This window comes from Nonomuraea sp. B19D2, assembly GCF_040137845.1.
In the GTDB taxonomy this organism is placed as follows: domain Bacteria; phylum Actinomycetota; class Actinomycetes; order Streptosporangiales; family Streptosporangiaceae; genus Nonomuraea.
The window spans coordinates 94,105-106,825 of sequence record NZ_JBEFAK010000024.1; the positions used below are offsets into that span (position 1 = coordinate 94,105).

Sequence of the window (12,721 nt, forward strand, 5' to 3'; positions counted from 1 at the left end):
TAGGCGGGGCGATCTGCGCGCCGATTCGGGTGCTCAAATCATGAACGCCATCTGCAAACGGATCATCAGCACCGCTCATACCGATTCATGGACGCAGATCTGTTGGGCAGCGGCTGCTCGGTGGCTGCTCGTACAAGTTCGATCGGCCGTGCAGCCCGAGCCTCTCCATCGAAGCCGGGTCCATAAGGCCGCGCCGAGGGAGAGGATTTATCCGCACATAATGCCGATAGTCAAGAACGCATGGTTGCTCGACGGTTGCTCGCGTGTGCGCGTTACAGCACGGCACCCATGGGCACAGGCCGACACGACACCGGGAAGAATCCCGGCCCTAACAATACAAAACAACACTCGGCGGCACCGAGCGACGCCAATCGAGCCGACTCATAATCCGTGGGTCGTGGGTTCAAGTCCCACCCGCCCTACATCTCCAGAACAGCCAAAACCTCGCCTGACCTGCACTGTTGTGCTAGGGCGGGGGTTCTTCGTGTCCGGCTGTCTACGGCTCTCCGCGACCCAGCGTGAGCAGGTTCAGCCGGGCCGACCGCGCCGGACGGCCTTGATCACACATCCGGCACAGCTCGGCAGGGCGCATTCGGGTTCATGTTTGGAGTTCTGGGGGAATCGCAGCGGCGTCGTTCAGATGAGCGCGGCCACCGCCCGTACGGTGACGCCTGTGCCGACCAGGAGGACGAGCGCGGCGGTCATAGTCGCCGTGTACGGCCGCAGCCGCCGCAGACGCCCCGCGAGGGTGAGATTGCGGAAGCGGCGCAGCACGAGCGCCGCCGCCAGCAGCGTCGCCGCCATGCCCAGGCCGTAGCACACGACGGTCATGACCCCGAACGCCGTACGTCCCAGCGCCATCGCGCCGAGCAGCACCACCAGCGCGGACGGACTGGGCACCAGCCCGCCCGCGACCCCTAGCGCCACCACTCCCCGATGCCCGTGGCCATGCCCGTGGCCATGCCCGTGGCCATGCCCATGGCCATGCCCGGCCTTCCTGGAGCGCAGGGCGGAGCGGAGGAGCGCGGTGCCGATCAAGGCGATGAGCAGGCCGCTGACCACCCCGAGCCAGCCGATCACCACTTCCCCTGCCACCGACGCGGTGATCGTGACGAGCAGGCCCAGGACCAGCACGCCCGCCGTGTGCGTCAGCGTCACAGTGGCCGCGACCGTGCACGCGTCCCGCAGTCGGCCGTCGCGTCCGGCGAGGTAGGCCGCCATGACTGTCTTGCCGTGGCCGGGCATGGCGGCGTGCACGGCGCCGAGGACCAGTGAGAGCAGGAGGGCTAGCAGTCCGAGCGGCATGGTCAGCCGCTCCGCGCCGATCACCGCGTTGAGGCGGTCGGCCAGCATCCCCGTGTAGCGGGTGATCACGTCTACGCCGCGAACGCTCGCCGCCGTCCCGCGCTCCCCGCTGCCCGGCTCCACTGTGAGCCGCGCCTGCCGGACGTCGGGCGGCGAGCTAAGCAGGTCGGACGGGTAGTCACGCAGCTCACCCGACATGCTGCGCGAGGGCACGCTGGAGTCGCGCAGCCGCACGCCTGAGCCGGTCGCGGTGATCTCCCGCCAGCCCATTGCGTCGGCCCGGTGCGCGTTGGCGAAGGTGAGGGTGAGCGGCCGGTCCACGCGGATCGGGGCGCTCAGGCGGCAGGTGAGCCTGCTGGTACGCAGTCCCGCCGCGCCCGGCCGGTACGCGAAGGACGCCTCCTCGACCCGCCACGCCAGTGCCCGGCCCTCGGCCTGCCCGGCCACGTCGCCGCGCAGTTCCTCGCAGGCCCGTCGCGCGTGAAGGTCTGCCGGGCCGGTCGGCTGCTCCTGAAGCGTCGGGATCTCGGCGCTGTCGACGATCGCGACGTCCTCGATCCTGTCGTGGCGCACCGTCAGCCCGTCGTAGTGGTTGACGCTGAAGTTGCCCAGCGGATGGGCGGCCAGCACCACCCCGGCCAGGGCGGCGGCCGCGATCACGTTGCGTCACTCTCCAACCGGGCCAGCGCGGCCCGTGCCCTGGCCGCACCGTGCGGTGAGAAGTGCGGGTTGATGGACAACGCTTGGGCCAGGTAGGCCCGTGCAGCCCCGGCGTGCCCCAGCGCCCGCTCGATCTCACCGCGGTGATAGGCGAACAACGCGTCCCGGCCGCCGAGCCGGGCGGCGCGGGCGGCGTACCCAGCGGCCTCGGTCTCATGGCCGGCCCGGTGCAGGGCCCAGGCGAGCGCGTCGGCCACCTCCACGCTCTGCCGCCGCGCCCATTCCGCCCGCAGGTGCCGCACGGCCGTGTCCGGGTCGCCGTGGTCCGCTTCGAACCGGCCGACTGCGAGGTCGTCGTTGATCCCGTTGGCGGCCAACAGCTTGAGCTGCCCGCTGAACACGGTGTACTGCCGTCTGGCCCCGGCCCGGTCGCCGAGGTGTTCGAGCAGTTCGCCGTACTCGACGACGAACGAGGGTGAGCGCGCGACGGCGGCGGCGTACCCGCGCAACGCCTGTCCGGTGCGGCCGAGCGCGGCCTCGGCGCGGGCCCGGCCGGCCAGCGAGGGCGCGTGCGTGCGGTCGGCGGCCAGCGCCTGCTCGTAGAAGCCGAGTGCGGCCCGTGGGTCGCCGCCGCTCCAGGCCAGCTCGCCGAGTTGCCACAGCACGAACGCGTACTCTGCGGGATCTCCGGCGATCTCGCGTGCCCGTTCTAGCGCTGTGCGGGCGGGGCCGGTGCGCCCATGCAGGTGTTCCAGGCGGGCGGCTCTGGTGAAGGAGGCGAGGTCGGGCCGCCCCTGGAGCATGCGGCGCAGTGCGCTCTGGGCCTGTTCGTAGTCGCCGAGCTCCAGGTAGGCGTCGGTGAGCACACCGTATAGTGCCCACCGGTATGGCGCCGCCTTGCGGGCCTGCTCGGCCCAGCGCAGCCCGCCGGTGAAGTCGTGCCTGGCGTTGGCCAGAGCGCCCATCCCGATCACGGCGTCGATGTTCGGCCCGCCATCGTCTGCGGGCAGGCGCAGGGAACACTCGAAGGCGCCCTGCGCCTTGCCGTAGTAGGTGACGTCGGCGCTGCGGCGCGCCTGCTCCAGGTAGACGCCGCCGAGGCTCGCCCAGGTCGCCGCGTCATCCGGGTGATGGCGCAGGTGTTCCTGGGCGTCCTCGATGTATCCGCTCAGCTCGTACGGCGACCACCCCTTGGGCCGCCCCTCAACGCGTGAGGGCGGCCCGTCGTCCCGGCGCAACAGCCCGCCGGGGGCGAACAGGGCCAGCAGAACGCACCCCAGTAGCAGGCAGCCGAGCAGGGGCAGGAATCGTCGTACGTGTGTCATCTGATCGGATGTCCCCAGTGGGTCTACTCAGTGGATCTAGGGTGCGGCGGTGACGGGCAGCGCGAGGTAGGGGAAGCTGCCGGAGATCGGCTTCCACAGGAAGGCCGGGCTGTTCTCGTCGACCACGTCGGGTTTGCCCTTGCCTGCGGGCTCGCCCAGGAGCATGCGCAGGTTGATGGTGACCACGTCGTCGATGAGGCGGCGGCCGTTGGGGTAGCCCTGCTTGTCGCCCTTGAGGATGCCCCACTTGTCGGGTTTGGCAGCCAGGGGCGTACTCATGTTGAGCCGCAGCTCCTCCACGCGCGAGATGCCGGAGACGTCCCGGTTGAGCAGGTGAGAGTTGAGGTCCTCCTTGATCGGGCCGTCACGCTGGGTGGTGAGCCCGGTGAGGTAGATCTCCTCCAGGTCCTTGCGCGGCGCGGGCGGCGCCTGGGCGTTCACCCGGTCGGCGACGACCTTGGCCTGGTGCGGGTCCAGGGTGGACGGGCCGACGAGCCCGCCGCTCTCGTCGTTCTCCGGCCGCAGGGTGTTGAAGCGGTCGCGCTCGACGAGCGGAATGATGACCTCGTTGAAGTTCGGGTTGCCGAGCCGCGACACCTGCCGGTGGTCGGAACCGAGCGACTTGCGCGAGGCCGTGGTCCAGATGCCGACGACGGGGTTGGCCGAGGCGTCGCCGCCGAGCGCCAGCTCCGACTTGGGGAGCTGGAGGGCCAGCGAGCTGACGTTCATCGGCACGCCGGACTTGATCGGGAAGAACCGCAGGCCGAACCTGAGCGTGTTCACGGCGTCGTTGTCGGAGTAGAACGGGTCCGCGGCCGTGCCGGTGAAGACCTTCCCACCGCCGGGCAGGTCGCGTACGGCCTTCTGGCGGAGCCGCGAGTAGCCGGGCGTGATCAGGGGGCCTATGTCGGTGGGCGCCACGTACCCGTTGGTGACCAGGGTCTGCGCGGGCTTGCCCTCCTGCAGCTTGGTGAGCGTGTAGCTCTGCTCGACCAGGGAGTCGACCGGGCCCGCCTGGTGGGTGCGCTTGCGGATCGAGGAGGGCGCGACGGGCAGCGGGCTGTTCGTCTTGAACGTCCACCGGTAGGTGATCGCGGGCCTGCCGGTGCCCGTGTTGTCGATGTGCACCTCGTAGCGGGTGTTGGTGTCGAAGTCATACGGCTTATGCGGGATCTGGAAGGGGATGTAGTCGGCGATGATCGTCACCGTGTCCGGGTTCTCCGGGCTGGTGAAGGCGTACAGGTCGCTGGCGTCGATCTGTTTGTCGGCGAAAGTGGCCGGGGCGTCCCAGTGACTGGTCGCCTCGCCCGCCCGCATCGCGGGGCCGAGTAGCGCGGTGGTCGTCAGCACGGCCGTGGAGGCGGCGCCGATGAGGAGCCAGGCTCGCCTGCTCTGGCTGCCGGTGTGGTGCATCTGTCCCTCGTTTCGCGGGGCGCCCGGCCCGCGGGTCTCACCGCGGGCCGGGCGGTGGATCTCAGGTGAGGACGGGCGTCACGGCACGTACTGGACGACCGCGTCGAGGTTGGCGAGGTAGTCGCCCTCGGTCAGCTGGATGCCGGTGAGGTCCCTGACCGTCTGGCTGAGGTACGCGCTGACGTAGAAGGGCCAGTACTTCGGCCCGATGCCGCCTTCGAGCGGACGCGGTGTCGGGACGTTCCCAACGAACTCTTCCAGCTTGTACGTCGCCACCAGCTGCTCGCCTTGCTCCTGACCGTCGAGCGTGACCTGGGCGTGGGCGCCGTCAGGGCGCAGGTAGATGTCGTGGATGGTGACCTTGTGCCCGCTCTGGACGTCGTTCAGTGTGAAGCCGCCGGGGTAGTACACGCCCTTGCACGGGTCGATGTGGTCCTGCTGCCAGCCGATGGGCATATAGATGCCGGCGTTGCCCGCTTTTGCCTGGATGGGGTCGACGCCCTCCACCTGGACGCCGCGCTCGGTGAGCAGGCTGACGATCTTGTTGCCGAAGTCGAAGTTCGCGTGGCCCTTGGGGCCGAAGTAGGGGAACTTGAAGCATCCGGCGCTGGGCGGGTCGATGGAGGGCGAGTTTCCGGGAATGGGCGGGCTTGATAGCGGGGGGAATGGGCCAGCTGCGGCGGAGAGGGTCGGCATTGCCAGGAAGGCGGCGGCGACGACTGCGAGGAGTTGAGCGATCCGGGCGAACACACGCATACCGCTTCGACCTTTCGTCGGAGAGAAGTCGCAGGAGTTCTTTGACCTGCGCTTACTTACTCAACGTAGTCAAGCAAACACATATTGTAAAGATCCGCAAAGGCACTTGTCAAAAACATTCGCCAGTACCCGCCGGCACCGCTCAACCGGCGATCGTGTCCAGCACCGCCACCAGTGCCCTCCGGACCGCTCCGGGGGGCAGACCGCCAGGCAGGCGCGGGCCTGTTCCCCCAACCCGGCGATGAGATCTGCGGTACGCGCTTCGACATCGCTCTTGCGCGCCCGGAGGTGCGGGCGCCCAGCTCGCAGGCGGCCACCAGCAGGGCCGCGGGACCGGTGCGCGAGGCGAGGAGCAGGCGCTCCCGAGGCGTGGGCGGAGTGGGGGCGCGGGCGGCGACCAGCTCGCGCATCCGGCCGATGGCGGCGTCCTCGACGATGCTGGCCAGGTCGGACCGGCCGGATGCGCACAGCTCGAGGGCCCGGGCGAGCAGGACGTCAGCGCTCAGGACGACGAACATCGTGCCCCAGTTGGGCCTTCCACCCCGAGCGGGCCGGTCGCCGGACGAAACGCTCTCCTGGGCCAGGGCCGCCAGGCCGGCCAGCTCGACGGCGGCGGCCCAGGAGACCAGATCGGCCGGACGCTCGCCGAAGCGCGCGCACAGGGTGAACTGGCACCTGCACACTGAACTGCTACAACTGCGCCTACCGGCTCTGGCCCGACCACGGCCCCGTCGGCTACCGTCTCCCGACATGACGCCCTCGCCCAGATGTTCCTCGACCGCCCCAAGTTTGTGATGGAGATCCTGCGTGACTATGGCCGACTGTAGCTGTGTGCATATCTCACATGCATGAAAAGCATTATGCTTACAGACATGGATGCCACCTTGCAGGTCAGAGGGCTGGACGCGGAAGTGGTCGCCGAACTGAAAGCGCGGGCCGCACGTAAGCGCATGTCGTTGTCCGCGTATGTGGCCGACATCCTCACCGAGGTCGCCGCCGCTCCTGCCCCGGACACGATCAGAGAACGACTGGAGGCGCTCCGGTCACTCGGCGGCGGGGCGAGCCACGACGACGTCGTAACCGAGATACGGAAGATCCGCGAGTCGTGATCGTCATCGACAGTTCGGCCCTCGTCGAGGTTCTGGCCGGAGACGCCCCTGCAGACGAACTGCTCGCGCGCGTCGCTGAGAACCGACTCCACATCCCTCACCTGCTCGACTACGAGTTCCGCAACGCCATGCGCGGCCTTCTCCTCGGCGGGAAGATCAGCGAGGCTCGCGCCGAGGGAGCCCGGATCATCAAGGCGGGCCTGCCCTTCACTCGCCATGCGGACAACCTGACCGCCGATCGCGCCTGGGACCTGCGAGCCAACTTCAACGGTTACGACGCCACCTACGTCGCCCTCGCCGAAGCGCTGAACTGCACCCTGGTCACCACGGACGAGAAGATCTACAAGGTGGCCCGCAAGTACATCGACGTCGATCTCTGCTGATCTCTCGATCGATCGTGAGTCTGCCGTGAAGCTCATGCCCTCGGCCTCATCACCTTCTGGTTCGCTCGGCCTCATCACTTTCTGGTTCGGCTGCCTCGGACCCGCCTGCCGGGCGTGATCGAGCACGTCGAAACGTCGTCCTGGGCCCAGGGACTGGCGAGTCTGGCCACTAACGCGTCTACGATAAGCGGTCATGCCCTCCACTCCGCTGGAATCCCGAGTCACGAAGGCGGCCGAGGCCGCGCTGGGCGAACAGGGATTCGTGGACCCCATCGGCGTGCTCGTCGGGATGGGCTGGCTCACCCCGCGGGGATCGAGAACTGGCGGCGCGCCCGCGTGCCGTACCTGGAGAAGATCGTCGACGCCAACCTCGGCAAGCTGTCGAGCGCGTTGCTCATCCTGCGCTGCTGGGCTCAGGCCCGTGAGCTGAGACCGAGCGAGACCGTCTACCTTTCACGCACCCGCGATCGCCGTCCGCTGCGCTTCTCCAAGACCGGAGATCGAGGTTTGGAGCGCGCTTACCGGACCCATTGGGTGCCGACACGCCGGTGATGCCGTTCATCGCCCTTCTCAACCTGCTCGAACGGCAGTGGGCCGCGCAGCTGCGCCAGGTGTCGCTGGTGTCGGAAGCCGACGTTCCCGAGGAGATGTCGACGGCGGCGGCCGCAGCGCTCGGGCACGTCTACGGCCATGAAGAGGTCGCCGTCCGCTGGCCCGCCTGCGTGGCGATCTCACTCACCCGCATGGCGGCGGCCGGCGAGGCGTTCTGGCCTCGCTGGAGGGTGGCCACCAAGCGCCGGGGTAACGCGGCCGGCTGGGGTAAGGCGTTCCTGGCCGCGCTGGACGTCTTCGGGCTCCCGCGTGAGGCCACCGCCACCCAGTCGATCATGCTGCATGCCGGACGACTGGTGCCGGAGCCGCCCCGGCGCCTCCTTGACCCGTTCGGCGGGGGCATCTCCGGGCCGGCGGGAGAGGTCCTGCTCGTTTTCGCCGAGGACGGCCGCGAGCTGACCGGGGACCTGCCACCCGGTCCGGTCTGGGTCGCTCATCGCCGCGACGGCGTGCTGACCTCCGATGGCCCGCTGCGCACGATCGCCGAAGGCCTGCTGCCCTTTGGCTGGGAACACTGGCGGCTGGCGCTCGTCTCGCTGGAGGGTGGGAACTGGCTGGCCATGGCCGACGGCCACAGGAGGCCGGTGCGGGGCAAGGCCGGGCCACGGCTGCTGCCGGGGGAGGCCATCGGCGGCGTCAGCACACCGGACGGCTCCACCGTACTGGCTGGGCCGCCTGCCCTGTGGCTGCCGGGAGGAGACTGGCGGGTCACGGTGGAACGGGCGGGCGGCACGGCACAGCGAGCCGACCCCGCCGACCCGTGGGCTCTACTGCCCAGGCCCTTGCTCGGGACCTTCACCGTGACGGTCTCGGGTATGGATGGCCGACCCAAACAGCACACTGTCACCATCAGCCGGAACCGGCCCCCGTGGTCCCCGGCCACCCCGCCTACCAGCAGATTCTCGCCGCCTTCGCCGACACCGGCCAGCCCATGCGGGCTCGTGATCTCTGTCTGGCGTTGGACCTGCCCATCGTGCGCAAGAACACCGAGAACCTCCGGGCCAAGCTCAAACGCCTGGTCAGCCGCGGCATCCTCATCGAGACCGAGCCGGGATTGTTCACCCAGCCGCGCCCGTAACCCAGCTACGCGCCTCCCGACCAGCACGCCTCATCCAACGCAACTAACGAGAGGGACATCAACTCACGAACCGCCCTCTCATAATCCGTGGGTCGTGGGTTCAAGTCCCACCCGCCCTACCACTCTTTACCTCGGATCATGCTTCTGAGCAGGTGTTTCACCTCGCGGCAACCTGAGCTCCGCATGCAGCCACACGTCGCCGAGAGCAGCCGCATGCCACCCTTCCCGGAATATACGCGGAATGGATCTTTGGCGCGTTTCCCCAGGTCGAGGTGGCGATTCGGATGCGTTGTTCGGAGATTCCGCGACAACGACGAAGGACGCCGCCGCACAGATGCCGCCCTACGATCGCCACTGCATCGCCGATCGCCATACGGTGGTCGGGGGCGATCGACGGTCCGTGGCTTCGTTCCTCAGCCCTGGCCCACCGGCTTTCGTGGCTGATCTGTTCGGCCCGGCAGGTTCGCCGCGTAGATCCACTCGTGCGGCTCTCCCAGGTGCAGGTACGCCAGTGCGGCTCCGGGGACCTCGTACTCGGCGATCAGCTCAGCAAGGCGAAACGTCGCAACCTATGTAAACCAGTGAGTACCAGGAGAAACCAGGCGAACGGCGATATTCTGCGCCCGCCGGATGGAACGGACATCCGGAAAAGTGTTATGGGGTCGCCCCCAGCCAGTCTCCTCGGGACAAGAGAGATCGTCTCGCGAAAGGACTCACATGGTTCTCCATACCAGCCGACGGAGCCTGCTGAAGGCCGCGGCCGGGATCGCGGTGCTGCCGGCGCTGCCCTCCATGGCGCGGGCGTCGGCGGCGGCGGCGGCGTTCAAGCACCCGGGGCTGCTGCACACCCAGGCGGACTTCGACCGGATCGCGGCCGCGGTGCAGGCGGGAGCGCAGCCGTACAAGAGCGGGTGGGACAAGCTCGTCGCCAACGGGCACTCCAAGAGCACGTGGAAGGCGCGCCCGCTGGAGACGGTGGTGCGCGGCGGGACCGGGCAGAATTACTGGCAGTTCTACAACGACGTGCACGCCGCTTACCAGAACGCGCTGCGCTGGAAGATCTCCGGCGAGAAGGCGCACGGCGACGCCGCCCGGGACATCCTGAACGCCTGGTCGGGCATGTTGAAGGCGATCAACGGCAACGCCGACCGGTTCCTGGCGGCGGGCATCTACGGCTACCAGTTCGCCAACGCCGCCGAGCTCATGCGCGGCTACCCGGGCTTCGACGTCGAGCGGTTCCAGAAAATGCTGCTGAACGTCTTCTACCCGGTGAACGACCGCTTCCTGCGTGAACACAACGGTGCCTGCATCACCAACTACTGGGCCAACTGGGACCTGTGCAACATGGCCTCGGTCATGGCGATCGGGCTGTTCTGCGACGACCAGGCCAAGTTCGAGCGGGCCGTCGACTACTTCAAGAACGGCAAGGGCAACGGGTCCATCATGAACGCCATCCCGTTCCTCCACCCGGGCGGTCTCGCCCAGTGGCAGGAGAGCGGGCGCGACCAGGCGCACACCATGATGGGCATCGGCCTGATCGGCACCATCGCGGAAATGGCCTGGAACCAGGGCGTCGACCTGTACGGCTACGCCGACAACCGGATCATGAAGGCGGCCGAGTACGTCGCCAAGTACAACCTGGGCCACGAGGTGCCGTTCACCACGTACAAGTGGGGCCACGGCCAGAAGTGCGCCCCCCGGGAGCAGACGGTCATCTCGAGCGCGGCGCGCGGCCAGGACCGTCCCGTGTGGGAGCTGCTCTACAACCACTACGCCAACCGGCGCGGGCTGGCGTTGCCGTACACGAAGGCGTACGCCGAGCGGGTGCGGGCCGAGGGCGGTGGCGGCGACTACGGGCCGAACAGCGGCGGGTTCGACCAGCTCGGCTTCGGAACCCTGCTGTTCACCCGCGCCGCCGCCTCCAGCGGTGGCGGCGGCGGCGCGCTGCCGACCGGGGTGACGCGCACCCTCCAGTCGATCAACTTCCCGAAGGAAGGGATCGCCGCCTCGGGTGCTCTCGGCGTGCTCGGGGAGGCGGCGCCGCTGCGGATCGTGCCCGGCCTGGCCGACGCCAAGGGCTACTCGTTCATGGACGGGGACGGCCGCTACCTGCGGCACAAGGATTACCGGCTGCGATTCGACGCCGACAACGGCACCGAGCTGTTCGAGCGGGACGCGACCTTCCTCGCCCGGCCGGCCTCGGGCGCGGGGAGGGTGCGGCTGGAGTCGCTCAACTATCCCGGCCGGTTCATCCGCCACCACCACCACCAGCTGTGGCTCGACAAGGACCAGGACACCTCCGCCTTCCGAGCCGACAGCACCTTCAAACCTGCCACTTCCTGATCACCTGCGCACCTCGCGCACGACGATTCATCCCCTTGGAAGGAAGCACGTTTGTTCAGCGGAACCTTGAAAAGGCTCGCCCTGCTCGGCGCCATGCTGCTGGCGGCCTCCGCCAGTTGCTGCGGACGCAGGGGGTGACAGGGGCGAGGCGCGGGGAGTCCGCGGTCAACGAGCAGGTACGCGCGCGGGCGCGGTGGCGAACTATCGCCCTTGCTGGACTCAACCATGCCTGATCCTTGGTCGAGAGTCTCATCGCCCGCTCGCTCCGGGATCGCTGCGACAGCTCTCCAACGCCAGCGGCCGCCGCTGACGGCTGATCCCGAGCGCGCGGGCGATCTCGTTGGGCGAGCCCCCCTGGCCGTGCAGCTCGCGTACCTGTCAGAGGCGGAGGAGTCCGTGGAACGCCCATTCTGGTTGCAGCACGTGCTCTGGTCGCTGCTCTACGGCGCGTGGATGCACAGCCGGGCCGACAGGGTGTCCCTGCACGAGGCGCTGACGCTGTGCATGGGCGCCCTGGCCAAGGTGGTGGCGCCGTGAGCGGGTCGGCCTGCCGTATCCGGCCGCAGGAGCCACCCGTCCAGGCCTTCACCTCCTGGTATGTACGCTTACCGGTGTGACCCGCCGCCCGCACACCCGCCCTCCCGTCCTCGCGGACGTGGCGAGGGTCGCCGGTGTGTCCGTCCCCACGGTGTCTCGGGTGTTGAGCGGGTCCGCGCCGGTGAGCGCCGATAAGCGCAGGCAGGTCCTGCGCGCGATCCAGGAGCTGGGATACCGCCCCAACGCCGCGGCGCGCGCCCTGGCTACTGGCCGGCGCTCCATCATCAGCGTGCTGACCAGCGACACCACCCGGTACGGTTATGCCAGCGCGATCCGGGGGATCGAGGAGGCCGCCCGCGCGGTCGGCCTGGTGGTGGCCCTGACGATGCTGGACGGCGACGACGAGGAGTCGGCGCGGGTAGCCGTGGACCTCGCGCTCGACCAGCCACTCGCGGGGATGATCGTGCTCGAGTTCGATATCCAGGGCAGCCGGGCGCTGGCGGCACTGCCCGACACGGTCCCCGTGGCGGCGGTGTCCTCCGCCGGGCAGGGCAGGAGCGTCCCGCGGGCCCTGTTCGACGACCACGCCGGCGCGCGGGATGCGACGAACTACCTGCTCGGACTGGGCCATCGCACCGTGCACCACGTGGGGATACCGGCCTCCGGCCGGCCGAGCGGGCGGCTGCTGGGCTGGCGGGAGGCGCTGGAGGCGGCGGGAGCCCCGGTTCCGGAGATCGTGGAGAGCGACGGGACTCCGCGCTCGGGCCTCCAGGCCGGCGCGCGCCTGGCCAGGCGCGGCGACGTGACCGCGGTGCTGTGCGGCAACGACGAGGTCGCCTTCGGCGTGATCAAGGCCTTGCAGGACGAGGGCTCGCGGGTCCCCGAGGACGTCAGCGTCGTCGGCTTCGACGACCACCCGCTGGCCGAGATCTGGACTCCTTCGCTGACCACGATGAGCCAGGACTTCGCCGAACTGGGGCGCATGGCGGTCGACTTCCTGCTCGGCAGGCTGGCAGGGGTGCCGGTCGCGACGCCGCGGTCGACCCCGCGCCTGGTCGTGCGCAAGAGCACCGCTCCACCCGCCCGCTGACCTCGGCCTAGGAACCCCTTGGACCGCGTACGCGTGGCCATGTTCCTTCATGACACCTCGTGTTGAAAGCGTTATCAGCCCATTTTCCGTGGTCCTCTTGTCACATCGCT

Annotated in this window: 12 protein-coding genes; 7 read left to right on the forward strand and 5 right to left on the reverse strand. The window is 69.0% G+C overall.

From position 1 onward, the window contains the following. Positions 1-636: 636 nt before the first annotated feature. The 5 genes from ABN273_RS35620 to ABN273_RS35640 form a co-directional block, all read right to left on the reverse strand. Complete coding sequence (locus ABN273_RS35620) at positions 637-1,965, reverse strand: High-affinity nickel-transporter (RefSeq protein WP_349453499.1); 1,329 nt, start codon at positions 1,963-1,965, stop codon at positions 637-639. Beyond that, entirely contained in the window at positions 1,962-3,290 is a 1,329-nt protein-coding gene (locus ABN273_RS35625; protein WP_349453500.1) for a tetratricopeptide repeat protein, read from the reverse strand. The genes ABN273_RS35620 and ABN273_RS35625 overlap by 4 nt, the downstream gene beginning before the upstream one ends. A gap of 36 nt (positions 3,291-3,326) precedes the next feature. After that, the gene (locus ABN273_RS35630) at positions 3,327-4,703 is read right to left on the reverse strand and encodes a DUF4331 domain-containing protein (protein ID WP_349453501.1); all 1,377 of its coding nucleotides are present in this window, start codon (positions 4,701-4,703) and stop codon (positions 3,327-3,329) included. A 78-nt stretch (positions 4,704-4,781) separates the two neighbouring features. Beyond that, a complete protein-coding gene (locus ABN273_RS35635; protein WP_349453502.1) occupies positions 4,782-5,459 on the reverse strand; it encodes a hypothetical protein in 678 nt (225 codons plus the stop codon). A gap of 56 nt (positions 5,460-5,515) precedes the next feature. Then, the gene (locus tag ABN273_RS35640; RefSeq protein WP_349453503.1) at positions 5,516-6,142 is read right to left on the reverse strand and encodes a polyprenyl synthetase family protein; all 627 of its coding nucleotides are present in this window, start codon (positions 6,140-6,142) and stop codon (positions 5,516-5,518) included. A 189-nt stretch (positions 6,143-6,331) separates the two neighbouring features. Here ABN273_RS35640 and ABN273_RS35645 point away from each other — a divergent pair, with 189 nt between their 5' ends. The 7 genes from ABN273_RS35645 to ABN273_RS35675 all read left to right on the forward strand — a co-directional run bounded on the left by ABN273_RS35645 (position 6,332) and on the right by ABN273_RS35675 (position 12,611). Next, positions 6,332-6,568 carry a FitA-like ribbon-helix-helix domain-containing protein gene (locus ABN273_RS35645; protein ID WP_349453504.1) on the forward strand — a complete coding sequence of 79 codons (237 nt, stop codon included), beginning with the start codon at positions 6,332-6,334 and terminating at the stop codon, positions 6,566-6,568. Further along, positions 6,565-6,951 (forward strand): type II toxin-antitoxin system VapC family toxin, encoded by a 387-nt coding sequence (locus tag ABN273_RS35650; protein ID WP_349453505.1) that lies wholly within the window; start codon positions 6,565-6,567, stop codon positions 6,949-6,951. The genes ABN273_RS35645 and ABN273_RS35650 overlap by 4 nt, the downstream gene beginning before the upstream one ends. Before the next feature lie 336 nt (positions 6,952-7,287). Further along, positions 7,288-7,503, forward strand: coding sequence for a hypothetical protein (locus tag ABN273_RS35655; protein ID WP_349453506.1), 216 nt, complete (start codon positions 7,288-7,290; stop codon positions 7,501-7,503). A gap of 928 nt (positions 7,504-8,431) precedes the next feature. Then, a complete protein-coding gene (locus tag ABN273_RS35660) occupies positions 8,432-8,641 on the forward strand; it encodes a hypothetical protein (RefSeq protein ID WP_349453507.1) in 210 nt (69 codons plus the stop codon). Positions 8,642-9,358: 717 nt separating this feature from the next. Then, a complete protein-coding gene (locus tag ABN273_RS35665; protein ID WP_349453508.1) occupies positions 9,359-10,984 on the forward strand; it encodes an AbfB domain-containing protein in 1,626 nt (541 codons plus the stop codon). Positions 10,985-11,380: 396 nt separating this feature from the next. Next, on the forward strand, positions 11,381-11,521 hold the full coding sequence (locus ABN273_RS35670) for a hypothetical protein (RefSeq protein WP_349453509.1): 141 nt from the start codon (positions 11,381-11,383) through the stop codon (positions 11,519-11,521). A 76-nt stretch (positions 11,522-11,597) separates the two neighbouring features. Continuing rightward, positions 11,598-12,611 carry a LacI family DNA-binding transcriptional regulator gene (locus ABN273_RS35675; protein WP_318786673.1) on the forward strand — a complete coding sequence of 338 codons (1,014 nt, stop codon included), beginning with the start codon at positions 11,598-11,600 and terminating at the stop codon, positions 12,609-12,611. The last annotated feature ends 110 nt before the right edge of the window (positions 12,612-12,721 follow it).